This window comes from Methylobacillus sp. DLP286, assembly GCF_056636515.1.
This window is the reverse complement of record NZ_CM153145.1, coordinates 1395990-1418247: the sequence shown is the minus strand read 5'-3', so window position 1 is coordinate 1418247 and position 22258 is coordinate 1395990. Positions and strand designations below refer to the sequence as shown.

The following is a 22258-nucleotide window of genomic DNA, read 5'->3' as shown; positions in this document are numbered from 1 at the left end:
GAGGGGAAACGGCATGTCTAGCCAGAAAAAGGTGGTATTGAATACGTTGCAGGGATTGGCGGAGAAGGATGTGGACGTTGCAACCGACCGCCTGGGCGAGGCCAGCCGGCAGTTGGCCGAGGCGGAAAAAAGCCTGAACCTGCTGATGCAATACCGTGCCGATTATGTCAGCCAGCGCGACCATGCCATGACGAACGGCATGACGGCGGAAATCTACCAGAACTACCAGAGCTTTCTCGGCAAGTTGTCGCAAGCCATCTTCAGCCAGACCGAGAATGTGGAGCGCTTGCGCCAGGTGCATCATCTGCGCAAGCAGGAATGGCAGGAATGCCAGAAGAAGAAAATGTCCTACGACGTGCTGATCGACCGTGCCGACAAGCGTGCGAACGCGATCGAGCTCAAGCGGGACCAGAAAATGATGGATGAACACGCAACGCGTGTGAGCCGCAACCAGACAAGGCAATAAGCAGGAGCTTGAACATGCAGAATATTCCCGTGCCCAATCAGGCGGCGATTCTCAACAATACCGCGGCCAGCGCTGCGGCTGCCAAGGCGGCAAAGCAGGCGAATGGTGCCAATGACGGACCGGCCTTCAAGGATGTGCTTGCCAAGCAGGTGCAAAACGAAGCCAGGCTGGCCGGCAGCGCGGAGCAGGCATTGCTGCGCCAGCGCCTGCAATTGCAGCTCAGTCTGGGGAGCGAAGGGCAGCAAGCAGTGAACCTTGAGAATCCTGAACTGGTTGCGCCCGAACTCATCGCTGGACAAGGCCTTGCGCCCGAGGATGTGGTGCCGGAGGTTACCGGAGAAGACGTGTTGCAGGCTAAGGATGCGACATTGACCGCCGCTGAAGAGGCGCCTTTGCCCATTGATGGGCAGCCGACGCTGGCTGCGGTCACCCCCGACGTGCAACGCCGGCCTATCGTGGAGGTTGCCGAACTGCCTGACAGGCTGGATGTGAAGCGTGAGCCTGTGGAGTGGCTTGGCAAGGGCAAGATGGATGACGTCGAGCCTAAATGGGACAAGGCTGCCGTGCAGGCAACGGCAGCATCGACAGCCAAGGCTGCGGCCGGTAACGAACAATCCGCACCGTTTGCTGATGCCTTGGAACAGGTGCAGCAGGCACAGCCCGGCGTGACGGCACCCTTGCCGCAGGCGCAGCAAGCACAGCAGGCAGCTGCGACGATGGATGTGCGCAGCAACCAGGTGCCTACGCCGTTTGGACAGCCAGGCTGGAACCAGGCGATTGGACAAAAGGTGGTATGGATGGCGGCTGGCGGGGAGCAGACAGCCTCCCTGACGTTGAACCCGCCGGATCTCGGTCCTTTGCAGGTGGTGATCCACGTGCACAACAACCAGGCAGATACCACCTTCCTCTCCGACCAGGCGGATGTGCGCCGGGCGCTGGAGGACGGCATGGACAACCTGCGCCAGATGATGAGTGAATCCGGGTTGCAGCTGGGGCAGGCCAATGTGCGGTCCGGGCAGCAAGAGGCCCAGCAACAGGCGGCCGGCATGGCCCGTAGCAATCCCGCTAGCCAGGGCGAAGAAACCAGCCAAGTATTGACCAAGGCCGCGACGGTGATGGGCTTGGTCGATACTTTTGCCTGAGAGTACAGCTAACAAAACTCTCCTGGCGTCGTTGCGCTGCCTTGCCACTGCTTGTATTGTCTATAGTAGAGCGCCTTGCCAGGAACGCTTCGCTGAGTTTTAAGCATCTCTGACAACGTGCTTCTGGCCTCTCTGTGCTGCCTATGACAAAGCCGGAAAGCGGTTTAGTTCTCTACCTCACTGCTCGAGAAGACAATCCCTTGGCTGTCAGCCTAGCGTCTATCCATGGATTTGGCGCGATTTCCTCCTTCTATTTCCCGCATGCTATTCTGGCGATTCTTTCATAATATTTCCTAACGGATAGCAGAACGGCGAAGGATTGCAGATGGCGCAACAGGCGGCAAAACAAGAGGCGGCAAAAGAGGCTCCGCCAAAAAAATCAAAAAAAGGCCTGATCCTGGCATTGACCGGGGGATTGGTGATACTGGCGCTTGGTGCAGGCGCCGCCTACTGGTATTTCAGCCAGCAGCACTCCGGCAACCGCCAGGACAAGCCCAAGGAAGAAAAGGTGGTGACGAAGGAGCCCGTGTTCGTTACCCTGGATACATTCACCGTTAACCTCCAGCCTGATCCCGACGACCAATATCTGCAAGTGGACCTGACGGTGCAGGTGGGGGACCAGGCCCAGGCCGATATCATCAAGATGCACATGCCCAGCGTGCGCAACCGTATCCTGATTCTGTTGAGCGGCAAGAAGTCTTCGGAGCTGCTGAGCATGGAGGGCAAGAAGACCCTGGCCCACGAAATCATCGCCCAGCTTTCGGAGCCGTTTTCACCGGGGGCCAAGCCGCAGGCGGTGAATGATGTGTTCTTTACTTCATTCGTGATCCAGTAATCATCATCAGCACAGACGACCATGGCGGATAATTTTCTCTCCCAGGAAGAAGTCGACGCCCTGCTCAGGGGGGTAACCAACGAGCAGGAGGATGACACGCCTGCCGTCGATCCGGCCGGGGTGCGCAACTACAACCTGGCCACTCAGGAGCGCATTGTCCGCGGGCGCATGCCGACATTGGAAATCATCAATGAACGGTTTGCCCGTTTGCTGCGTATCGGCCTGTTCAATTTCCTGCGTCGTACCACGGAGGTGTCGGTAGGCCCGGTCAAGATTTCCAAGTACAGCGAATTCATCCGCAACCTGGTGGTGCCGACCAACCTCAACCTGGTGCAGATGAAGCCGTTGCGCGGCACGGCGCTGATGGTGTTCGATCCGACGCTTGTGTTCCTGATCGTGGATAACTTGTTCGGCGGCGACGGGCGCTTCCATACGCGCGTCGAGGGTCGGGATTTCACGCAGACCGAACAGCGCATCATCCAGCGCGTGCTGGCGATCGTTTTCGAGACCTATGCCAAGTCCTGGGAGCCGGTATACAAGCTCGATTTCGAGTATATCCGTTCCGAGATGAACACCCAGTTCGCCAATATCGCCACGCCCAACGAAGTCGTGGTGTCCACCACCTTCAATATCGAGCTGGGTTCCGTCAGCGGCGAGATCCATTTCTGCTTCCCCTATTCGATGATCGAGCCGATCCGCGACGTGCTCACTTCGCCCCTTCAAGGCGAGGCCCTAGGCGTGGATAAGCGCTGGGTGCGTCTCATGACGCAGCAGATACAGAGCGCGGAAGTGATGCTCATCGCCGACCTGGCGAAGGCGGAAATGACGTTGGGGGACATCCTCAACATGAAGGTGGGCGACGTGATCCCGCTGTCGATTTCCGAGGCGGTTGAGGCCAAGGTCGACAACGTGCCGGTCATGCAATGCAAGTATGGTGTCTTTAATGGTCAATACGCATTACGCGTAGAGAAATTGCTGCGATCAAATTCCAGTGAATATGTAAAAGGAGAGGTATCCGATGGCGATTGATCCCAATGACGAGCAGTTGATGGACGACTGGGGCGCCGCCATGGCGGAGCAAAGCCAGGCAGAAGAGGCCGAGGCCTCGGCGCTGCAGGGCGGCAAGGCGGAGCAGGCGCCGGTGTTCACCGAGTTTTCTGCCAAGAACAAACTGCACGAAACCCAGAATGATATCGACTTCATCCTGGATATCCCGGTACAGCTGACCGTAGAGCTAGGCCGCACCAAGATCGCGATCAAGAACCTGCTGCAGCTCGCCCAGGGCTCGGTTGTCGAATTGGACGGGCTGGCAGGCGAGCCGATGGACGTGCTGGTGAACGGCTGCCTGATCGCCCAAGGCGAGGTCGTCGTGGTGAATGACAAGTTCGGCATCCGGCTGACCGACATCATCACGCCCGCTGAGCGCATTCGTAAAATCAACAAGTAACAGAACCGGTTTCCATGAAGAATACAGAACGCCTGGCTGCATACAGGCTGGCCTTGTCGGGCTTGCTGCTTAGCCCGGCAGTGACATGGGCGGCCGCCGAAGAGGTTTCCGCGACCGGCAGCTTGTTGCGCATGGTATTGGGCCTGGCATTGGTGCTGGGCGTGATGATAGGCATTGCCTGGCTGATGAAGCGCATGACGCCAGGGCTCAAGCAGCAATCCGTGGTGCGCATCGTCGGCGGCGTGAGCGTCGGCAGCCGCGAGCGCGTGGTGGTGGTCGAGGTCGCGGGACGGTGGCTGGTGCTGGGTGTCGCGCCCGGGCAAGTCACCAGCCTCGCTGATCTTGAGCCGGGCGAGGAAATTCCGATGGCGGGCTCTACAACCAACCAGGCGGCGACGCCGTTTTCAGCCTGGCTGAACAAGTCCCTGCAAAGAAAGCCCTGAACCGCCATGCCATCACGCTATTTTCCCGTTTTACTATCGTTGGCGCTGCTTGGCCTGCCGTTGCTGGGTCACGCCGCGGAACCTGGCGGCCTGGGCCTGATCAATAGCCAGCCGGCGGCAGGCGGTGGGCAGAATTACTCCCTGAGCATCCAGACCCTGATCCTGCTCACCTCGCTGTCGTTCCTGCCCGCCGCCTTGCTCATGATGACTGGGTTCACCCGCATCATCATCGTGCTGTCATTGCTGCGCCAGGCATTGGGCACGCAGTCCTCCCCGCCCAACCAGGTGCTGGTGGGGCTGGCGCTGTTCCTGACCTTTTTCGTCATGGGGCCGGTATTCGAGCGCATCTATACCGAGGCCTACCAGCCGTTCGACGAGGAGCGCATCACCATGCAGGAAGCCATGGTCCGCGGTTCCATTCCGCTCAAGGAGTTCATGCTCAAGCAAACGCGCGAATCCGACCTGGCCTTGTTTTTCAAGATGTCGCGTACTGATGCCGTGGCTACCCCGGAAGAGGTGCCCCTGCGCGTGCTGGTGCCGGCGTTCGTGACGAGTGAGTTGAAAACCGCCTTCCAGATCGGGTTTGCGATCTTCATCCCGTTCCTCATCATCGATATGGTGGTGGCCAGCATCCTGATGTCGATGGGGATGATGATGGTGTCGCCGGCCATCGTGGCCTTGCCGTTCAAGCTGATGCTGTTCGTGCTGGTGGACGGCTGGCAATTGCTGCTGGGTTCCCTGGCGCAGAGTTTCTATTGAGAGGGCAGATAGATGAGCATGAGTCCCGAACAAGTCATGACCATGGGGCGCCAGGCGGCGGAGGTATTGTTGATGATGGCCGGCCCGATATTGCTGGTAGTATTGGCCATCGGCTTGCTGGTGAGCATTTTCCAGGCCGCGACCCAGATCAACGAAACCACGCTGACCTTTATCCCGAAGCTTCTGGGCGTTTTTGCCACCCTGCTGATTGCCGGGCCCTGGATGCTGTCGGTATTTACGGATTACCTCAGGACGGTATTCACGAGCATTCCCACCCTGGCGGGGTGAATGAATCCGCATGGTGACGATCCCCAGCGAGTTCCTGCAGGTGTGGGTGGCGACCCTGATGTGGCCGCTCACGCGTATACTCGCCTTCATCGCAATCGCGCCGTTGTTCAACCACCGCGCGCTGCCGAACAATATCAAGCTGGGGTTCGGCCTGGTATTGACGGTGGCGGTGATCCCGGCCATCCCCGATATCCCGCCGGTATCGGTGTTTTCCATGAACGGTTTGCTGATCCTGTGCCAGCAAGTCCTCATTGGCGCGGCGATGGGCTTCAGCCTGCGCATCATCTTCTCGGCGGTAGAGCTGGCGGGACATGCCGCGGGGATGACCATGGGACTGGGGTTCGCCATGTTCTACGATCCGCAGACTCAGGGGCAGAGCACCGCAATCGGGCAGTTCCTGGTGGTGCTGTCCATGCTGATCTTCCTGAGCATCAACGGCCACCTGGTCGTGATTTCCACGCTGGCCGAGAGTTTTTCCAGCTTTCCTATCACCGCAGAGCCGAATTTCGGCCTGAATCCCTATAAAATCGCCCTGTGGGGAGGCAAGATATTCAGTGCCGGCTTGTTGATCTCGTTGCCCATCATCACGGCATTGCTGCTGGCAAACCTGGCGCTCGGCGTATTGACCAGGGCTGCGCCGCAACTCAACCTGTTCGGCATCGGTTTCCCGATTACAATATCGTTGGGATTCCTGTTGCTGATGCTGGCATTGCCCTACATGATGCAGCCTGTGCAGAAGCTGATGCACGAGAGCATGAGCTTCATGCAGGAGATAGCGCATCCTGTCGTCAAGGCGCCAAGGGAATAATAAAAGCGAAAAGCGGTTCGCAGAACATTTCATTGCTTCGCCCCATCAAGTTTTGCTTTTATTGGCCGCTTAAATAGAACGTCATCTGGAAATTTTGATTGTATGGAACAAGATCAGGCATATATCGGCCGTCAACCCATCATGAACCCATCGCAGGAGATCGTGGCCTACGAGCTGTTCTTCCGCCATAGCGCCGAGGCGACGACCGCGGTATACGAAAACAGTCTGCAGGCCTGCAACCGCGTGCTGATGAACACTATCAACGACATGGGCACCCAATGGCTGCTGGGCGACAAGCTGGCCTTCCTCAACATCAGCGAGGAAATGCTGCACAGCGAGCTCCTGGAACTATTGCCTCCGTCAAAGACCGTGCTCGAGCTGGAGGCATTGGTGGCGCCGAGCAATGAAGTGTTGGAGCGCTGCCAGTTCCTGCGCCAGCGCGGCTATCGGATCGCGCTCAAGGACAAGGGCGAGTCGTTGGTGGGCTCCGCGCTGATCGATTATGCCGATTACGTCAAGATCGATATCCTCGCCTATACCATGGATGAAGTGGCGCGGCGCTTCCTCGAATACCAGATTCTCGGCGTCACGGTGGTGGCGGAGAGGGTCGAGCATCATCACCAGTATGAGGCGTGCCACCATATTGGCTTCCACCTGATCCAGGGCTTCTATTTCGCCCACACCGAGACCTTCACGGCCAAGGTGATCAATCCGGCGTTCTCCGCCGTGCTGGATCTGCTGAACATGGTCAGCCGCGATGCCGACATCCCCGATATCGAAAACGGCTTCAAGCGCGACGCCGCGCTGTCCTTCAAGCTGCTGCGCTACATCAACTCCGTCGGGTTCGGCTTATCCTGCGAAATACAATCCCTGCGCCATGCGCTCACGATTATCGGCACCAAGCAGCTATATCGCTGGCTGACCTTGCTGATGGTGACGGCAGGGGAGAATTCCGCCGTGCCCGCGCTGATGAAAACCTCGATCACGCGCGGCCGCCTGACCGAGCTCCTCGGAGAGGGCTATTTCGACAAGACCGGACGCGACAACCTGTTTGTGACAGGCGTGTTCTCCATGCTCGACCTGATGTTGGAAATGCCGATGGAGAAGGTGCTGGAAAAGATAGACCTGCCAGATGCCATAAAGGATGCGTTGCTGCACCGCCAGGGCGTGTATGGGCCATTCCTGCAGCTGGCTGAGGCGTGTGAAAACCAGGACAACAGCCGCATCATTGCCCTGGCGGAAAGCCTGCAGCTTGACCCGAACAAGGTCAACGACTCGCATATCGCGGCCCTGTCATGGGTGGAGGCGCTCGGGGTATAGCACGCCTAGTCTGAGGAGCAAACAAAAAGCCGGAGTGTTCCTCCGGCTTTTTGTTTGAAAGCGGCTGGTATCGTTGCTTAGTCCCAGCTCGACTTGGCGCTGGCTGACAAAACCCAGCGAAGCGATCCTGGCTAGGCGCTCTGCCACAGGCCGTACAAGCGGTACGACAAGGCAGGGTAACAATGCCAGGAGAGTGTTGTTGGCCGCGCTTGGGATTTAGATCAAGTTGAACAGGGAAAGGCTGGTGGTGGCAACGAAAGCCTTCTGCGCGGCCTCGAGCACAGTCTGCTGCTTGGCCAGGTCGGACAATGCCTTGGCGTAATCGAGATCCTGCAGTTCCGATAGAGACTTGGCATATTGCAACTCGCGGCTGTCGCCGTCGCTATTGAGCGCCGTGATTTCCTTGAGGGCGGAACCATTGCGGGCCCGCACGGTGAGCACATTGTCCAGCGTGCCTTGCAAGGCGTCGCTCGCCGCCGTCAGTCCGTCCTGCAACGCCTGGGCGTCGGCATCGCTGGCCACCGGTGTCTGCAGCAAGTCGGTAATGGTCGCCAATGCGGCAAAGATGTCGTTGCCGTTCGCCTGGAAGACATTGGGCCCGTTGTCGGCAACCGGCAGTTGGCGGGTATTGGATACCTGTAATTGGCGGACCTGGTTGTCGCCGTTGTAGGTGGCGCCTGCCGCATTGAGCGTGTAGGGCACGGTATCCGTGCTGTAGCCGGCATACAGGTAGTTGCCGCTGCCATCCTGGGCGTTGGCCAGGCCGACCAGCGCTTCGAGATCGTTTTTCAGGTCGATGGCGATATAGCTGCGCTGGGTGTCGTCATAGGAGGCGTTGCCTGCCTCGGTGAGCCTGGCCTTTGCTGCAATCAGCAGGTCAGTGACACTTTGCAGGTTGCTTTCTATTGCATTCATGCCGTTTTCGGCGAACATGCGGTTGCGCTCGAATTGCGTGTTGACGCGTTGCGCGTTTTGCAATTCCAGCGCGCGTGCTGCGCCTACAGGGTCGTCTGCAGGTGTCAGAATGCGCTTCTTGCTCGAAATCTGCTGCATGAGGCGGTCTTGCTCAACCTGCAGCTGCGAGAGTCTGTTCAGGCCATTCTGGTATAGGGTGTTGGTGCTGATACGCATGGCACGTTCCTCGTTTATCTGATCGATAGCACTGTTTCAAACAGCGTGCTGGCAATCTGCATCACCTTGCCTGCCGCCTGGTAGGCTTGCTGGTAACGGATCAGGTTGACTGCCTCTTCATCCAGGTTGACGCCGGATTCGCTTTGCTGCGCGGTAATCGATTGTGCCAGCAGCGCATCCTCGGCAGCCCCCGTGACTTGCAGCTCGCGGGTGCGATTGCCGATGTAGCTCACCAGCTGGTTGAAGGTGTCCTGGTAGGATGCGGTGCCGCTGAGCATGGTCTTCGCAGTTTGCAAGGCAGCCAGTTGCAGCGCGTTGCGGTTATCGCCCGCGGCATTGCTGGTATTGGCCGCAATTGTGAACTGGTCGCCATCCGCAGGGGCGCCGCTCAGGCTGAAGCTGATGCCTGCCACGCTGATAGTGGCGCCGGCGCTGTACGGGACTGTGCTGCCTGCCGGATAAGTCGTGGTGACGCCCGCGCTGGTGGTGACCGTGATGGCCTCGCCGGCGGGGAAGCCGCTCAGGTCGCCGCTGTTGTAGCTCAGGGTGAACGGGCTCGCGAGCGGGGCGCTGGCGTAGCCGTTGCTCACGGTGGCGCCGCTGATCGCGCCGCTGCCGGTGTTGCCGCTAGCAGCCGAAGTCGCGATGACGGGCGCGCCGGCGGCGATGTCAGCGATCTGCTTGACTGACACGAAGAGATCGGTCGCCGCATTGGCTGTCGGCCTGATGAGGAATTCATCGCCCGTGTTCATGGCGCCGCCTGCCAGGGTGAAGCTGACGCCGTCTATCGTCTGCGGCAGGCTGCCGAAGGTTTGCACGGTATTGTCGCTGAGGCGGGTGACGATGTAGTTCGACCCGTCATAACGCAGGCGGTAGTCGCTTGCCGTCAACAGGTTGGCATCGGTAATGCTGCTGGAAATATCGGCATTGCCTGTATTGCGGCTGCTGGCATTCACCTGCGGCGAGGGGATGTTGAAGAAATTGCCGCCTTGCACGTTGTTGTTGGTCAGGCCTTGCTGGTGCTGGGTGTTGAATGACTGCGCCAGTGCGACGGCGATCTGCCCCAATGTATTCTGGGCCTTGTCCAGGGATTCGCGGCGGTATTCGATCAAGCCGCCGATGACGCCGCCTTGCAGGCTTTGTTCGGAGAGAATGGAGACGGTCGAGCCGACTTGGTAGGCGACTTCCAGCTTGCCCGGGTTGGTGGGCGAGTTGACCGTGGTGAGCGAATACGCGGTCAGTCCGTTGACCAGCGGGATGCCGTTGCCGATGGAGATATTGTATTTGTTGCCGTCCTGCACCACGACGGTACCCTTGATTTCCTTGTTCAGCGCGAGCACCAATTGGTCGCGTTGGTCCAGCAGGTCGTTCGGCGGCTGGCCCGTGCTGGTTGTCGCCAGGTCGATGGCTTCGTTGAGCCGCGCGATTTCCTTGGCGTAGTGGTTGACCGTATTGACGCTGGCGGTCAGCTGCGAATTCACCGAACTCTGCATTTCCTGCAGGCGGGTTCCCAGGCTGTTGAAGCGGCTCACCAAGGCTTCCGCGTTGGACAGCATGGCCTGGCGCGACGCCGCGTCGTTGGGTGCGGACGACAGGTCGTTGATCGAGTCGAAGAAATCCTGGATAGCAGGAGAAAGGCCCGCTTCCGAATCGGCCAGCATGTCATTGATCTGGTTGATATTGGAAAGCTGGGTGTTGATCGAACTGGCGATGGACTGGCTGTTGCTGATCTGGCGCGACAGCAAGTCGTTGTAGATACGCTTGACCGTGTCGACCTGCGTCCCGTTGCCCAGGTAGCCGAAGCCCCAGTTCTGCGCCTGGTTGGTGGACTGCACGATCACCTGGCGCGAATAGCCCTCGGTATTGGCATTAGCGATGTTGTGCCCTGTGACGCTGATGCCTACCTGGGCGGCATTGAGTGCAGTTTTGCCGATGTTGAATATATTGGACATGGGGCGTATCGATCAAGGTTACGTAAGTGGGTGAACGGCATAAAATTTGTAAACTTTAAGCAGCCGTGACGTTTTCGATCACCCGCCGCAGCTTGCTGGCGTACTGGGGATCGGTGGCATAGCCCGCGTCCTGCATCGCCTGGGCGTAGCCAGCGGTGCTGCCGGTATTGCCCATTACATTCTCGTAGCGCGGGTTGTTGCGCATCATGTTGGCAAAGTCGCGGAACGAATCGGCATACGAGTCATACGCGCGGAATTTCTCGATGCGCTTTTGCGGCATGCCGTTGATATATTCGGTGGTGAGCGCGTCTACCGTCTTGCCTTTCCAGTTCGGCCCGGCCTTGATGCCGAACAGGTTGTTGCTGGGAGTGCCGTCGGCACCAGTAATCTGGCGCTTGCCCCAGCCTGTTTCCAGCGCAGCCTGGCCCAGCATCAGGTGGGCGGGGATGCCGCTGTCCTGGCTGGCCGCCTCCGCATGCTGGCTCATCTGCTGCACGAATTCACGCGCATTCTGCGGCAGGGCTTGATTGGCGCTGGTGACGCTGGCTGCCGACTGGCTCGCATTGAGCGGCATGCTTCTCGGGGTAGGGGCCAGGGGGTCCAGCGCTTCCGGCGGCACGCTGGTGAGGCTGCCTTGCAGCTGGCGGGCCAGCATGTCGGCAAGGCCGGTGCCGCGGTTGGCTATCTGCTGGCTGAGCTGTTGGTCTAGCATTGAAGTAAAGGTGCGGCTTTGCTCGCTGTCGAACATGCTTTCCTTGGGCGTGGCGTCGCGCATGCTTTTCAGCATCATGTTGATCATCAAGGCTTCGAACTGCACTGCTGCGGCCTTGATCGATTCCGGGCTGTTGTCGCGCGCAGCGTATTTCAGGTTGTTCAGGCTGTTGGCATCGGCAGCCATCCTGCCGTTGATATCCGTATTGAGATTGTAGGCAGCCATGTCGCTGGGCTCCTAGATGATTTCCAGGTCGGCACGCAGCGAGCCCGCCGCCTTCATGGCCTGCAGGATGGCCAGCAGATCCTGCGGCGTGGCGCCGATGGCATTCAGCGCCTTCACCACGTCGGCAAGCGAGGTGCCCTTATCCAGCTTGATGACCTTGCCCGGTTCCTTGTTGATTTCCACCTGGGAAACCTGGGTGGCCACCGTCTGTCCGCCGGAGAACGGGCCTGGCTGGCTGATGGCGGGAGCGGTGTTGATGACCACGGAGAGGTTGCCATGGGAAATGGCGCAGTCGTCCAGTGTCACGGCCTGGTTCATGACCACGGAGCCGGTGCGTGCGTTGAGGATCACCTTGGCCGGGCCCTGGGATGGCTTGACGTCGAGGTTCTCCAGGTTGCCGATGAAGGCAATCCTGTTGGTCTCCATGGGGGGCTGTACCTGGATCACGCGCCCATCGAGCGGCGTGGCGGTGCCATTGCCGAAGCGCTTGTTGATGGCGTCGACCACCATGCTGGCGGTGGAGAAATCGGCTTCCTTGAGCTCCAGCCTGATGGTGCTGGTTTCGGTCAGCTGGCTAGGCACGGCGCGTTCCACGATGGCACCGGCTGAAATGCGTCCTGCGCCAAGGTGGTTGATCTGCGTGCTGGTGCCGCTGGCGCCGGCCCCGGCCCCGCCGATGACGAGGTTGCCCTGCGCCATGGCATACACCTGGTTGTCGGCGCCCTTGAGCGGGGTCATGAGCAGGGTGCCCCCGCGCAGGCTGCGCGCGTTGCCCATGGAGGATACCGTGACGTCCATGTTCTGGCCGGGCTGGGCGAAGGGCGGCAAGTTGCCGGTGACCATGACGGCGGCCACGTTGCGCAATTGCAGGTTGGTGCCGCTGGGCAGGTTGATGCCCATCTGCTGCATCATGCTGACGATGCTTTGCACCGTGAACGGGGTTTGCGTGGTCTGGTCGCCCGTGCCGTCCAGGCCGACGACCAAGCCATAGCCGATGAGCTGGTTGGAGCGCACGCCCTGGATGGTGGTGAGGTCCTTGATGCGCTCTGCATCGGCCGGCAGGGCCAACAATAAGGCAGCGAGCGCGGAGATCAGGGCGAGAGGGCGTGTGAGTGTCATGGTGTCAACCTTACAAAGGCACGAAGCTCAGGAAGAAGCGGGTGAGGATGGACATCACCTGGGCAGCGTCCATATTGCTGTTGGTGCGGTATTCAATGCGCGCATCGGCAACGCGGCTCGAGGCGACGGTATTGCCTGCGGCGACATACATTGGGTCCACCACGCCTGAAAAGCGCACGAACTCGGTGCCGCGGTCGAACGCTACCTGTTTCTCGCCGCTGACGACCAAGTGGCCGTTGGGCAGGACTTCCGTCACGGTGGCGCTGATGGTGCCGGTGAACACGTTGCGAGAGTTGGATGCGGCGGCGTCGTCGTAGGAGTTGTCCGAGGCGGCATTGAAGCTTGCCTTGGGCACGTTGTGGCCGAACAGGCCGGTGATGCCGGCATTGACCGCGCCCGACTTGCTGGCGGAATTGGTGCCCGACTTGGTGGCGGAAGTGTTCTCGGTGATGTTGATGACGATGGTGTCGCCGACCAGGCGCGCGCGCTTGTCTTCAAGCAAGGGGCGGTAGGTCGCCGGGCTGTAGATGCCGCCGCTATTGTAGGCTGTCTGCACTGGCGCCACCGGGCGCGCAGTATTGGGGGCCTGCGTAATGGTCTTGGGGGTGACGGCGCACCCGCTGCCGAGCAGCAACAGGCCCAATGCCAGCCAGGTCCTTGAGTAGATAAGCGATCGCATATATTGTCCTTTGCCGCCCATGTTCATGCCGGGATTACAGTTGCGACAGGCGCTGCAGCATCTGGTCCGAAGTGGAAATCGCCTTGCTGTTGATCTCATAGGCGCGCTGGGTCTGGATCATGCTGACCAGCTCTTCCGCCACGTTGACGTTGGAGGTTTCCAGGTATTGGTGTATCAGCAAGCCGGTGCCGTTCATGCCGGGCTGGTTGATGTTGGCGGCCCCGGAAGCGGCGGTCTCGATATACAGGTTCTCGCCGCGCGACTGCAGGCCGGCCGGGTTGATGAAGGTCGCCAGCTGGAAGGTGCCGATCTGCACGGCGTTGTTCGGGTTGTCCGGCAACACCACGGACACCGTGCCGTCGCGCGCTACCGTGAGGCTTAGCGCATTCGGCGGGACGATGATGGCCGGCTGCACGGTGAAGCCGCTGGCTGTCACCAGCTGGCCCTGGTTATCAAGCTGGAAAGCGCCATCGCGGGTATAAGCCGTGGAGCCGTCAGGGAGTAGCACCTGGAAGAAACCTTCGCCGCTGATGGCGACGTCCTTGTTGTTGCCGGTCTGCTGCAGGTTGCCCTGGATATGGATGCGTTCGGTCGCTACAGGACGGACGCCGGTACCCAGTTGCAGGCCCGAAGGCAGCTGGGTCTGCTGGGAGGATTGCGCGCCGGGTTGGCGGATGTTTTGGTAGAGCAGATCCTCGAATACGGCGCGGGTTTTCTTGAAGCCGTTGGTGCTGACGTTGGCCAGGTTGTTGGCAATCACGTCCATCTGCGTTTGCTGGGCATCAAGGCCGGTCTTGGCGATCCATAGCGAACGTATCATGGTCTGCTCCTTTGCAATGGCAGCATCGGGCTGCCGGGATTCTGGAATTTAAGGCTATGCTACTCCAGCGCCGCTCAACTTAAACTGAAGATCTGACCCGCTTTTGTGGCGTTATTCTCCGCGTTCTGGATCAACTTGGTTTGCAGGTCGAACTGGCGCGCCTGCGAGATCATGTTGACCATTTCCTCCACGACGTTCACATTGCTGCCTTCGAGCGCGCCGCTTGCCACCGTCACCGTGGCGTCGGCGTTCAGGGGCTGGCGGTTCTTGGTCTCGAACAGGCCGTCCGTTCCGCGCACCAGGTCCGCGTCGTTCGGGTTGACCAGCTTCAGCCGGCCTATGAGGTTGGTGAACAGCGGCACGACATTGGTGGCGACAGCGGAGACCGTGCCGTCATTGGCAATCGCAATCTTGGCTTCGGGCGGGATCGTGATCGGACCGCCGTCGCCCACGACCGTGAGGCCGTCCTGGGTTTGCAGGACGCCGTTCTCATTCAACTTGAAATTGCCGTTGCGGGTGTAAGCCTCTGTACCGTCCGGCCTTTGCACCGCGAACCAGCCGCGGTCGCGGATTGCGACGTCGAGCTCGCGGCCGGTGGTGTTGATGACCCCGCTGTTGAAATTAGTGCCTACCGTGGCATCTACAACGAATGCGCGGGTAGGCAGGCCGTCGCTCAATACGGGAACCGCACGGAAACTGTCTATCTGGGCACGGAAGCCGGTCGTCGTGGAGTTCGCCAGGTTGTTGGCCGTGGTCGATTGCTGCTCCATGATATGTTTCAGGCCGGTCATTGCGGTATAGATCAGGCGGTCCATGGCGATTCCTTTCTCTTGTTAGCGGTCAACAAAACTCTCCTGGCGTTGTTGCTCTGCCTTGCCGTACTACTTGTATTGTCTGCGGCAGAGCGCTCAGGAGCGATTCGCTGAGTTTTGTTAACCGCTTTTATTACTGTAATGGTTGGATGGCTTTGCATTCGCGCGTAGAACAAGGCGGGCTGCCGCAGACCGTGCCTTTCGCACGGCAAGGCAGCCCAATGCTGTTATACGCTTGAAGGCGAATCCATGTTCAATGAATTAACGTAGGTTGACCAAGGTCTGCATGATCTGGTCCTCGGTCTTGATGGTTTGCGCATTGGCCTGGTAGACGCGCTGCGCGGTGATCATATTGACCAGTTCAGCCGTCAGGTCGACGTTGGAATCCTCCAAACGGTAGGATTGCAGCACGCCCAGGCCGCCGGAGTTGGCAACGCCGACGATGGGAGGGCCGGACTCGGAAGTTTCAGCCCATTGGTTGTCTCCCAACGGCTGGAGGCCGTTGAGGTTGCGGAAGTTGGCAAGAGCGACTTGGCCCAGTATCGCGCTTTGACCGTTGGAGTAGCGGCCGAGAATGGAACCGTCGGAGCCTACGCTGAAGCTCGACAAACGGCCCGCGCTGTAACCATCCTGCCCAAGGTCGCTTTCGCTGAAGGAGTTGGCAAACTGAGTGCTGCCAGCCAGATTCAAGGTAACCGACATGGGGGTGAGGCCGCCGGTTCCGACCGGAATGCTGATGTTCGGGGTCGCCGGCGTGATTGTCGGATTGATGCCTGAGCCGGTGAATACCATGGTGCCGACAGGGACGGGAGGCGTGCCCACGGGCGTCTGGACGCCATCTGCGCTTGCCATGATCGTCCATGTGGTGGTGGCGGGCGTTACGGCGGTATCAACGCCTGTCTTGAGGTAATACAGCTGCACCGCGTGCGAGTTGCCCAGCGAGTCGAACACCTCGATCGGGGTCGAGTGGCTGTAAGTGCTGGGGTCGTTGATGTCGAACATATCCGGGTCCAGGATGTCCGCGCGTGAGTCCAGGTTCAACGGCCCGGTAATGGAGGTGGTGGCGCGCGGAGCAAGGTCTGCGGCATCAATGCGCAGTTCAGTCAGGGCGCCGGTCTGGATTTGGCCGTTGACCAGGGCATATCCTGTCAAGCGCTGCCCGGAAGCGTTCTCGATATAACCATCCTTGCTCAACTGGAACTGTCCGTTGCGGCTGTAGGTGATGGCACCGTTGTCGCTCATGCGGAAGAAGCCGTTGCCATTGATGGCCACGTCCAGCGGGTTTTGCGAGTTGGAAATGTTGCCTTGCGTGAACTGCTGGGTGATCGCGGCGATCTTGGTGCCGATGCCGATCTTGGACGCGTTGCCGCCGCCCAGGGAGTTGGCATAGACGTCGGCGAACTCCGTGCGCGATTGCTTGAAGCCGACGGTGCTCGCATTGGCAACGTTGTTTCCGATGACTTCAATGTTCTTGGAAGCGGCGTTGAGCCCGCTCAAACCCTGTTGGAAAGCCATGTTGTTCTCCTGGTGGTAGATACCTGGGTTGTGGTTAGAAAATCTGCTTGATCTGGTCTGTGGTAATTGCTGCCAAATTGCTCAGGTTGAGCTTGACGCCGTCGCTGCCGGTGGACACGCTCATGACCTGTTCATAGCTGAGCGTGGTCGACGCAACGGTGCTGTTGCCCGTGGTTGCGGTCGCTTCGATGGTATAGCGGCCGTCTGTCAGTTTCGCGCCGTCGTCGCCATAGCCATCCCAGCCCAGGGGCGTGATGCCCGGTTGCTGGTTGGTCACTGTGAGGGTTCTCACCACCTTGCCTGAGCTGTCCTTGATATTGACGGTGAGCTTGTCCGCACCGACAGGCAGCTCGACGCCGAAATAGGCAGCGGACTCGCCCTCGGTTTCGGTAGGGGCAAGATAGGTGCTGTTGCCTTCCACCAGGACAGTATTGCCGATCAGGCTGGAGGCTTGCAGGGCCTGTGTCGCCTGCATGCTGCTGATGAAAGTGGACAGCGTGGCGTTCATCTTCTCGATCCCGGTCACGGTGGACAGTTGCGCCATCTGGCTCGTCACCTCGGCGTTGTCCATCGGGTTGAGCGGGTCCTGGTTCTTCATCTGCGCGATCAACAGCTTCATGAACCGGTCCTGGGTTTCGGAAATGCTGCTGGCATTGCTGGTGGAGCTAGTGCCGTTCATGCTGGTGAGCAGTGAATCGGAAATGCCTGAGGTGCTTGCCATGATCGTTACTCGCTTTCAGGGTCTAAGGTTTATTGGCCGATGGTCAGGGTCTTGAGCAGCATGGATTTTGCCGCGTTCATGGTTTCAACATTGTTCTGGTACGACCTGGATGCCGAGATCATGTTGACCATCTCTTCGGTGACGTTGACGTTGGGCATGGCGACATAGCCGTTGGCGTCAGCCAGGGGGTGCTTGGGGTCGTACTTGAGCTGCGGCGGCGCCTGGTCTTCCACGACCTGCTGCACCTTGACGCCTTGCGCATCGCCGTTGGGGTTCACCGGCACGGCGGAAAACACAATATGCTTGGCGCGGTAGGGCTGGCCGTTGGAGCTGGTCACGCTATCGGCATTGGCCAGGTTGCTTGCCACGACGTTCAGGCGCTGGCCCTGCGCACTCATGGCCGACCCGGAAATATTGAATACATTAAAAAGTGACATTCACGTCTCCTTCAAGATTTAGGCGGCCGCCATTACTGGCCTTGTATCGCGGACAGCAGCTTCTTGATCTGCCCGCTGATCATGGTGGCGCTGGCTTCGTAGCGTAATGCGTTGTCGGCGAACTGGTTGCGTTCCACGTCCATGTCGACCGTATTGCCGTCGACGCTGCCCTGGATAATGGAGCGGTACAGCACGCCGTTCTGATGGCTGGCGGTGGCGGGGATATGGCCGGGGTTGGTGGTGTCCGCTTTCAGTCCGCCGGAGGCGCCGGCGAGGGCCTGTTTGAAAGTGTCGGCAAAATTGATGTCGCGCGCCTTGTAGCCCGGGGTATCGGCATTGGCGATATTGGCCGCCAGCAGTTCCTGGCGTTGCCCGCGCACGCGTAGCGCGGTTTCATGGAAATTGAGTGCGGCATCCAGCTTGTTCATCGTACAACCTCCCTTGCTAACGGCGGCGGTCAAGAAATGCGTGCGACTGCCGTTATTTCAGATGATTGCGAGTCTAGAACCTGTCGTGCAAATTCCATTGCATGAACAAGGGGGAAATTCCCCTCTTGTTTCCTGCTTATGTACTTGCATGCCTCAGTAAAATGCACCTTGATTTGAATTCCAACCACTATCCTGAATGAATAGTGCCAACCCGGAGCCGAGGAGGGGTGCAATGAAGCGAGTATATATCACTGGGCGTATCGCTGCCTTGCTGATTGCTTGCCTATGCGGGATGCCGGTGCATGCAGCGGCCAACCACCAGGATTTGACGCAGCTGCGGGTCCAGGTAGAGCAGTTCTTGTTGAGCCAGAGTGCAGGAATGCCCGGCAAGGTGTCGGTATCGGCAGCCGCCGTGGACTCGCGCCTCAAGCTGGCAAGTTGCGACAACCTGCAGATGTCATTGCCTCCCGGCAGCAAAATCTGGGGACGGACCAGCGTGGGCGTGCGCTGCAATGCGCCGCAAGTCTGGACCATCTATGTACAGGCCAACGTGCAGGTCATGGCGGAATACCTGATTGCCGCAGGCCCGCTGGCGCAAGGGCATATCATTACCGAGCAGGACCTGGCCAAGAGCCAAGGGGATCTTGCCAAACTGCCGCCCGGCGTGTTCACGGATGCGAGTCAGGCGGTCGGGCGGGCGGTATACGTGCCGCTGAGCGCAGGCACGGTGCTGCGGCAGGAAATGCTGCGCGTATTGCCGGTCGTGCAGCAGGGGCAGAAAGTAGTGCTCAACACCATAGGCGAAGGCTTCAGGGTGTCGGCGGAAGGTACGGCGCTGAGCAACGCGGGCGAAGGCCAGCGTGTGAAGGTGAAGGTGGGCAACGGCCAGGTGGTCAGCGGGCTGGCGCGCCAGGGCGGCTTGATTGAGGTCATTTTCTAGCGCAGTCATACTCAAGGCATTTTCGATACGGGCTTTGTGACTTTGGCAAAAGGCTTTAAACTTTTTTACTAAAGTTAACAAAAATGCCGCCGATAAGAGCAATATATCGGTATGCGGTTTTGCCGTAGATGAAACTAGCCTAAGGAATTGCCATGAAAATTGATGACGCACTTCAGAAAGCGGTTGCGCTTAGCAATGACAAGACTGAGAACAGGCCTGCTCCTCGCACCAGCGAGACCAAAACGCCTGTTGCTGGCGAAAGTGTCACCTTGTCCCCCTTGGCTTCGCAATTGCAATCCATCGAAGCCGCCGGAGCCAATGAGCAAGTATATGACGCGGACAAAGTCAGCGCGATCAAATCTGCCATTTCCAGCGGCCAGTTCAGGGTAGACTCTGAAAAGGTCGCAGATGGCCTTATCAACACAGTAAAAGACCTGTTGACAGCCCAACGTTAAGGCTGCGCAGGAAGAAAGGGTATCCTGACATGACCACAGCCAGCTTCGAGCGTGAAATTGCGTTGACCGACAACCTGCTGGAGCTTTTGAAGCGCGAGCAGGCCTGCTTGGTCAAGGTGGATGTGGATGCCATGGAAGGCTTGCTCAATGAAAAGTCCCGCGTCTTGCAGGACATCAACGCCATTACCCAGGCCCGTTACCAAGCGGTGGCAGCCTTGGGCTTCGGTACGGACGAGCGCGGCCTTGCCGCCTGGATCGCAGCTCAGGATGCCGTCATCCAGGAGTCCTGGAGCAGGTTCCAGGGCCTGATAGACCAGGCCAAAGAGCTCAATCGCGTGAATGGCGTCCTGATCAACAAACAGTTCCATCGCAACCAGCAGGTGCTCGACACCTTGGGCAGGCCGCCGTCCGCAGGACAGTTCTACGGCCCGAACGGCCAGGCCAGTTCGGGTTCAGGCCTCTACAATGCGCATGCCTGAAAAATAGTACAAGGATAACGAAAAGCCGGGATGTTTCCCGGCTTTTTTATTGCTGGATGTCTGCTGCTTGGAGTTTCTCGGGTTTGCGGTAGAGCACCATGATAGAGACGCGGCGGTTCTGCGCGCGCCCTTCGGCGGTCTCGTTGTCAGCGACGGGTTGCGTGTCGCTATAACCGACAGCGCTGAGCCGTTCTGCATCGATGCCGTTTTCTATCATCTTGCGCACTACGCTGGTGGCACGCATCGAAGACAGCTCCCAGTTGGAGGGAAACTGGGCATTGCTGATCGGGGCGTTGTCGGTATGGCCTTCCACCTGGATGGCATACTGCTGGTCAGCCAGCACCTGGGTGATTTCATTGATGGGAGCGTTCGCTTCCGCCTTGATGGCGGCCGAGCCTGCCTGGAACAGCACGCCGTCGGCAATGTCGATGCGCACGCCCCGGCTGGTCTTGCTGATGTTGATCTTGCCGTTCGTGGCCAGGCTGCCGAGCGTGCGATTCAGGTTGGCGATCATGGCGCTGATGTTTTCCTGTTCCTGGCGCTGTTTTTCCTTCTGCAGGCGTGCCAGCGGCAGGGCGTTGATCAACGAGCTGGTGGGTGGGGTCTTGAGGACACTCTTACCTGCGGAGGACTTGGCGTCGGGCGGAGGATTCGCCTCTTTGTCGGGCGGGGTGCCGCTGAATGCGCTGCCCAACGCGGAGGTGAGTTCCTTGTATTTCTGGTCGTTGACCGACGAAATGCCATACATGACCACGAAGAAGGCGAACAGCAGGGTAATGAAGTCGGCGTAGGAGACTAGCCAACGGTCATGGTTGTCCGGGTCATCCTCAAATTTTCTTCTTCTTCCCATATCGCCCTGAGATTAGCGTAAGTATGCATTCAAGCGCTCTTCCACGATCTTGTGGTTTTCGCCATTCGCGATTCCCACCATGCCCTCGACCACCATTTCGCGGCGTGTGGTCTCCAGTTGCACAAGCGCCTTGAGCTTGTTGGCGACCGGCAGGAAGAGCAGGTTGGCAAAGCCGACGCCGTAGATGGTCGCAACGAAGGCAATCGCGATGCCGCTGCCCAGCTTGCTCGGGTCGGAGAGGTTCTCCATGACATGGATCAGGCCGAGCACTGCGCCCAGGATGCCGATGGTCGGGGCGTAGCCGCCGGCCGCTTCCCATATTTTGACCGCGTTGCGCTGCGCTGCCTCATAGCGGTTGATATCCACGTTGCAGATATCGCGGATCTTCTCGGGAGGCGTGCCGTCTATCACCAGGCGCAATGCCGTTTTCACGAAGGGGTCCGGTTCCGAGTACATATGGTTTTCCAGCAGCAGGATGCCGTCCTTGCGCGCAATCTGGCTCCAGGCGCTGATGCGGCGCGCCAGTTTTTCCCTGTCGTCCGCCGGGGGCAACACCACCCATTTCAATAGGCGTATCCCCTGGATGAAGAACACGGGGCGGGTTTGCAACAGCACCGCGCCTATGGTGCCGAACAGCACGATCATGAATGCGGCGGGCTGGACGAGCGAGCTGAACTTGCCGCCCTCAAGCGCTTGCCCAAGCAGGATGCCGGCAAGGGCGAGGAGTATGCCGCCTAGGCTGCTCCAGTCCACAACTTTTCTTTCAGGTTGGTGCGCAGGCGTGCAACAGCCTGGGTGTGCAATTGGCAAACCCGGGATTCGGATACGCTCATGATGGCGCCGATTTCCTTGAGGTTCATTTCTTGTTCGTAGTAGAGGCCCATGAGGATTTTCTCGCGTTCAGGCAGCGAGTCGATGGCGTCGATCAATGCTTCGCGGAAATCGGTGGAAAGCAAGGCTCTCAGCGGGTCTCCGGAGTCATCGGACTGATAGCGGTCCAGGAAGTGGTCGCCGCTGTCCTGCTCGCTGAAATCTTCGTAATAGATGAGCTGGTGCCCGCTGCAGTCATCCAGCATTTCTTGGAAATCATCCATGGAAAGGTTGAGTTCGCGCGCAATTTCGCCCTCGGTGGGCGGTCGGCCGAGTTTCTGCTCCAGCAGGTGCACGGCCGTCTCGACATCGCGCATGTTCTTGCGCACGCTGCGCGGCAGCCAGTCGGCGCGGCGCAGCTCGTCGATCATGGAGCCGCGGATGCGTTGTGCGGCATAAGTCTCGAACTGCGCGCCATGGTTGTCTTCATAGCGGTTGGTGGCATCGAGCAGCCCCATCATGCCGGCCTGTATCAGGTCGTCGATATCGACGCTGGCGGGCAGCTTGGCCTTGAGCTGGTAAGCAATTTTCTTGACCAGGCTTGCATGCTGCTTCAGCAGTTCTTCCTTCGGGCTGGTTTTTCCATGCAAGGTGTACATCACTTG

Annotated in this window: 27 protein-coding genes; 13 read left to right on the top strand and 14 right to left on the bottom strand. The window is 59.2% G+C overall.

The window, feature by feature from the left end:
- Positions 1 to 13: 13 nt before the first annotated feature.
- The 10 genes from fliJ to ACWXTG_RS06800 all read left to right on the top strand — a co-directional run bounded on the left by fliJ (position 14) and on the right by ACWXTG_RS06800 (position 7508).
- Positions 14 to 466, top strand: coding sequence for a flagellar export protein FliJ (fliJ, locus tag ACWXTG_RS06845; protein ID WP_407996889.1), 453 nt, complete (start codon positions 14 to 16; stop codon positions 464 to 466).
- Positions 467 to 480: 14 nt separating this feature from the next.
- The gene (locus ACWXTG_RS06840) at positions 481 to 1608 is read left to right on the top strand and encodes a flagellar hook-length control protein FliK (RefSeq protein WP_480221144.1); all 1128 of its coding nucleotides are present in this window, start codon (positions 481 to 483) and stop codon (positions 1606 to 1608) included.
- A gap of 325 nt (positions 1609 to 1933) precedes the next feature.
- Positions 1934 to 2443 (top strand): flagellar basal body-associated protein FliL, encoded by a 510-nt coding sequence (fliL, locus tag ACWXTG_RS06835; RefSeq protein ID WP_480221143.1) that lies wholly within the window; start codon positions 1934 to 1936, stop codon positions 2441 to 2443.
- A 21-nt stretch (positions 2444 to 2464) separates the two neighbouring features.
- Positions 2465 to 3472 carry a flagellar motor switch protein FliM gene (gene fliM / locus ACWXTG_RS06830; protein ID WP_407993875.1) on the top strand — a complete coding sequence of 336 codons (1008 nt, stop codon included), beginning with the start codon at positions 2465 to 2467 and terminating at the stop codon, positions 3470 to 3472.
- Complete coding sequence (fliN, locus tag ACWXTG_RS06825) at positions 3462 to 3890, top strand: flagellar motor switch protein FliN (protein ID WP_309566556.1); 429 nt, start codon at positions 3462 to 3464, stop codon at positions 3888 to 3890. Before fliM ends, fliN begins: the two co-directional genes overlap by 11 nt.
- A 14-nt stretch (positions 3891 to 3904) precedes the next feature.
- The gene (gene fliO / locus ACWXTG_RS06820) at positions 3905 to 4333 is read left to right on the top strand and encodes a flagellar biosynthetic protein FliO (RefSeq protein WP_480221142.1); all 429 of its coding nucleotides are present in this window, start codon (positions 3905 to 3907) and stop codon (positions 4331 to 4333) included.
- A 6-nt stretch (positions 4334 to 4339) separates the two neighbouring features.
- The gene (gene fliP / locus ACWXTG_RS06815; protein WP_407993873.1) at positions 4340 to 5092 is read left to right on the top strand and encodes a flagellar type III secretion system pore protein FliP; all 753 of its coding nucleotides are present in this window, start codon (positions 4340 to 4342) and stop codon (positions 5090 to 5092) included.
- Between the two features lie 18 nt (positions 5093 to 5110).
- Positions 5111 to 5380: a flagellar biosynthesis protein FliQ gene (gene fliQ / locus ACWXTG_RS06810; protein ID WP_309566552.1), complete on the top strand. Its 270-nt coding sequence runs from the start codon at positions 5111 to 5113 to the stop codon at positions 5378 to 5380.
- A gap of 10 nt (positions 5381 to 5390) precedes the next feature.
- Positions 5391 to 6188, top strand: a complete 798-nt coding sequence (gene fliR / locus ACWXTG_RS06805; protein ID WP_407993872.1) for a flagellar biosynthetic protein FliR — start codon at positions 5391 to 5393, stop codon at positions 6186 to 6188.
- 102 nt (positions 6189 to 6290) lie between these two features.
- Entirely contained in the window at positions 6291 to 7508 is a 1218-nt protein-coding gene (locus ACWXTG_RS06800; RefSeq protein WP_480221141.1) for an EAL and HDOD domain-containing protein, read from the top strand.
- A gap of 216 nt (positions 7509 to 7724) precedes the next feature.
- On the opposite strand, the gene flgL is transcribed toward ACWXTG_RS06800, so the two are convergent.
- The 11 genes from flgL to flgB form a co-directional block, all read right to left on the bottom strand.
- Complete coding sequence (flgL, locus tag ACWXTG_RS06795) at positions 7725 to 8639, bottom strand: flagellar hook-associated protein FlgL (RefSeq protein WP_480221140.1); 915 nt, start codon at positions 8637 to 8639, stop codon at positions 7725 to 7727.
- Between the two features lie 14 nt (positions 8640 to 8653).
- A complete protein-coding gene (gene flgK, locus ACWXTG_RS06790) occupies positions 8654 to 10591 on the bottom strand; it encodes a flagellar hook-associated protein FlgK (RefSeq protein WP_480221139.1) in 1938 nt (645 codons plus the stop codon).
- Between the two features lie 55 nt (positions 10592 to 10646).
- Positions 10647 to 11528, bottom strand: a complete 882-nt coding sequence (gene flgJ, locus ACWXTG_RS06785; RefSeq protein WP_480221138.1) for a flagellar assembly peptidoglycan hydrolase FlgJ — start codon at positions 11526 to 11528, stop codon at positions 10647 to 10649.
- A gap of 12 nt (positions 11529 to 11540) precedes the next feature.
- The gene (locus ACWXTG_RS06780) at positions 11541 to 12647 is read right to left on the bottom strand and encodes a flagellar basal body P-ring protein FlgI (RefSeq protein ID WP_480221137.1); all 1107 of its coding nucleotides are present in this window, start codon (positions 12645 to 12647) and stop codon (positions 11541 to 11543) included.
- A gap of 10 nt (positions 12648 to 12657) precedes the next feature.
- Positions 12658 to 13326, bottom strand: coding sequence for a flagellar basal body L-ring protein FlgH (locus ACWXTG_RS06775; protein WP_309566544.1), 669 nt, complete (start codon positions 13324 to 13326; stop codon positions 12658 to 12660).
- A gap of 34 nt (positions 13327 to 13360) precedes the next feature.
- Positions 13361 to 14146, bottom strand: coding sequence for a flagellar basal-body rod protein FlgG (gene flgG / locus ACWXTG_RS06770; RefSeq protein ID WP_309566543.1), 786 nt, complete (start codon positions 14144 to 14146; stop codon positions 13361 to 13363).
- A 74-nt stretch (positions 14147 to 14220) separates the two neighbouring features.
- Positions 14221 to 14961, bottom strand: a complete 741-nt coding sequence (gene flgF / locus ACWXTG_RS06765; RefSeq protein WP_407993866.1) for a flagellar basal-body rod protein FlgF — start codon at positions 14959 to 14961, stop codon at positions 14221 to 14223.
- Positions 14962 to 15219: 258 nt separating this feature from the next.
- Positions 15220 to 16473 carry a flagellar hook protein FlgE gene (flgE, locus tag ACWXTG_RS06760; RefSeq protein ID WP_480221136.1) on the bottom strand — a complete coding sequence of 418 codons (1254 nt, stop codon included), beginning with the start codon at positions 16471 to 16473 and terminating at the stop codon, positions 15220 to 15222.
- Positions 16474 to 16507: 34 nt separating this feature from the next.
- A complete protein-coding gene (locus tag ACWXTG_RS06755) occupies positions 16508 to 17194 on the bottom strand; it encodes a flagellar hook assembly protein FlgD (RefSeq protein ID WP_407993864.1) in 687 nt (228 codons plus the stop codon).
- 29 nt (positions 17195 to 17223) lie between these two features.
- Positions 17224 to 17631: a flagellar basal body rod protein FlgC gene (gene flgC / locus ACWXTG_RS06750; RefSeq protein ID WP_309566538.1), complete on the bottom strand. Its 408-nt coding sequence runs from the start codon at positions 17629 to 17631 to the stop codon at positions 17224 to 17226.
- Positions 17632 to 17663: 32 nt separating this feature from the next.
- On the bottom strand, positions 17664 to 18059 hold the full coding sequence (gene flgB / locus ACWXTG_RS06745; protein WP_309566537.1) for a flagellar basal body rod protein FlgB: 396 nt from the start codon (positions 18057 to 18059) through the stop codon (positions 17664 to 17666).
- Positions 18060 to 18291: 232 nt separating this feature from the next.
- Between flgB and flgA the strand changes: the two genes are divergently transcribed.
- The 3 genes from flgA (at position 18292) to ACWXTG_RS06730 (ending at position 19933) form a co-directional block, all read left to right on the top strand.
- Positions 18292 to 18999, top strand: coding sequence for a flagellar basal body P-ring formation chaperone FlgA (flgA, locus tag ACWXTG_RS06740; RefSeq protein ID WP_480221135.1), 708 nt, complete (start codon positions 18292 to 18294; stop codon positions 18997 to 18999).
- 152 nt (positions 19000 to 19151) lie between these two features.
- Positions 19152 to 19454, top strand: coding sequence for a flagellar biosynthesis anti-sigma factor FlgM (gene flgM, locus ACWXTG_RS06735; protein ID WP_407993862.1), 303 nt, complete (start codon positions 19152 to 19154; stop codon positions 19452 to 19454).
- A 29-nt stretch (positions 19455 to 19483) separates the two neighbouring features.
- Positions 19484 to 19933: a flagella synthesis protein FlgN gene (locus tag ACWXTG_RS06730; protein ID WP_480221134.1), complete on the top strand. Its 450-nt coding sequence runs from the start codon at positions 19484 to 19486 to the stop codon at positions 19931 to 19933.
- A 46-nt stretch (positions 19934 to 19979) separates the two neighbouring features.
- On the opposite strand, the gene motD is transcribed toward ACWXTG_RS06730, so the two are convergent.
- The 3 genes from motD to ACWXTG_RS06715 are packed head-to-tail and all read right to left on the bottom strand — an operon-like array spanning position 19980 to position 22252.
- Entirely contained in the window at positions 19980 to 20783 is an 804-nt protein-coding gene (gene motD / locus ACWXTG_RS06725) for a flagellar motor protein MotD (RefSeq protein ID WP_309566532.1), read from the bottom strand.
- A 12-nt stretch (positions 20784 to 20795) separates the two neighbouring features.
- Positions 20796 to 21536, bottom strand: a complete 741-nt coding sequence (locus ACWXTG_RS06720; protein WP_480221133.1) for a flagellar motor protein — start codon at positions 21534 to 21536, stop codon at positions 20796 to 20798.
- On the bottom strand, positions 21518 to 22252 hold the full coding sequence (locus tag ACWXTG_RS06715) for an RNA polymerase sigma factor FliA (RefSeq protein ID WP_309566530.1): 735 nt from the start codon (positions 22250 to 22252) through the stop codon (positions 21518 to 21520). Before ACWXTG_RS06715 ends, ACWXTG_RS06720 begins: the two co-directional genes overlap by 19 nt.
- Positions 22253 to 22258: the final 6 nt, after the last annotated feature.

Bases quoted from the DNA above. Each gene is read 5' to 3' on its own strand.
- fliJ (WP_407996889.1), top strand. From the start codon at position 14: ATGTCTAGCCAGAAAAAGGTGGTATTGAATACGTTGCAGGGATTGGCG.
- ACWXTG_RS06840 (WP_480221144.1), top strand. From the start codon at position 481: ATGCAGAATATTCCCGTGCCCAATCAGGCGGCGATTCTCAACAATACC.
- fliL (WP_480221143.1), top strand. From the start codon at position 1,934: ATGGCGCAACAGGCGGCAAAACAAGAGGCGGCAAAAGAGGCTCCGCCA.
- fliM (WP_407993875.1), top strand. From the start codon at position 2,465: ATGGCGGATAATTTTCTCTCCCAGGAAGAAGTCGACGCCCTGCTCAGG.
- fliN (WP_309566556.1), top strand. From the start codon at position 3,462: ATGGCGATTGATCCCAATGACGAGCAGTTGATGGACGACTGGGGCGCC.
- fliO (WP_480221142.1), top strand. From the start codon at position 3,905: ATGAAGAATACAGAACGCCTGGCTGCATACAGGCTGGCCTTGTCGGGC.
- fliP (WP_407993873.1), top strand. From the start codon at position 4,340: ATGCCATCACGCTATTTTCCCGTTTTACTATCGTTGGCGCTGCTTGGC.
- fliQ (WP_309566552.1), top strand. From the start codon at position 5,111: ATGAGTCCCGAACAAGTCATGACCATGGGGCGCCAGGCGGCGGAGGTA.
- fliR (WP_407993872.1), top strand. From the start codon at position 5,391: ATGGTGACGATCCCCAGCGAGTTCCTGCAGGTGTGGGTGGCGACCCTG.
- ACWXTG_RS06800 (WP_480221141.1), top strand. From the start codon at position 6,291: ATGGAACAAGATCAGGCATATATCGGCCGTCAACCCATCATGAACCCA.
- flgL (WP_480221140.1), bottom strand. From the start codon at position 8,639: ATGCGTATCAGCACCAACACCCTATACCAGAATGGCCTGAACAGACTC.
- flgK (WP_480221139.1), bottom strand. From the start codon at position 10,591: ATGTCCAATATATTCAACATCGGCAAAACTGCACTCAATGCCGCCCAG.
- flgJ (WP_480221138.1), bottom strand. From the start codon at position 11,528: ATGGCTGCCTACAATCTCAATACGGATATCAACGGCAGGATGGCTGCC.
- ACWXTG_RS06780 (WP_480221137.1), bottom strand. From the start codon at position 12,647: ATGACACTCACACGCCCTCTCGCCCTGATCTCCGCGCTCGCTGCCTTA.
- ACWXTG_RS06775 (WP_309566544.1), bottom strand. From the start codon at position 13,326: ATGCGATCGCTTATCTACTCAAGGACCTGGCTGGCATTGGGCCTGTTG.
- flgG (WP_309566543.1), bottom strand. From the start codon at position 14,146: ATGATACGTTCGCTATGGATCGCCAAGACCGGCCTTGATGCCCAGCAA.
- flgF (WP_407993866.1), bottom strand. From the start codon at position 14,961: ATGGACCGCCTGATCTATACCGCAATGACCGGCCTGAAACATATCATG.
- flgE (WP_480221136.1), bottom strand. From the start codon at position 16,473: ATGGCTTTCCAACAGGGTTTGAGCGGGCTCAACGCCGCTTCCAAGAAC.
- ACWXTG_RS06755 (WP_407993864.1), bottom strand. From the start codon at position 17,194: ATGGCAAGCACCTCAGGCATTTCCGATTCACTGCTCACCAGCATGAAC.
- flgC (WP_309566538.1), bottom strand. From the start codon at position 17,631: ATGTCACTTTTTAATGTATTCAATATTTCCGGGTCGGCCATGAGTGCG.
- flgB (WP_309566537.1), bottom strand. From the start codon at position 18,059: ATGAACAAGCTGGATGCCGCACTCAATTTCCATGAAACCGCGCTACGC.
- flgA (WP_480221135.1), top strand. From the start codon at position 18,292: ATGAAGCGAGTATATATCACTGGGCGTATCGCTGCCTTGCTGATTGCT.
- flgM (WP_407993862.1), top strand. From the start codon at position 19,152: ATGAAAATTGATGACGCACTTCAGAAAGCGGTTGCGCTTAGCAATGAC.
- ACWXTG_RS06730 (WP_480221134.1), top strand. From the start codon at position 19,484: ATGACCACAGCCAGCTTCGAGCGTGAAATTGCGTTGACCGACAACCTG.
- motD (WP_309566532.1), bottom strand. From the start codon at position 20,783: ATGGGAAGAAGAAGAAAATTTGAGGATGACCCGGACAACCATGACCGT.
- ACWXTG_RS06715 (WP_309566530.1), bottom strand. From the start codon at position 22,252: ATGTACACCTTGCATGGAAAAACCAGCCCGAAGGAAGAACTGCTGAAG.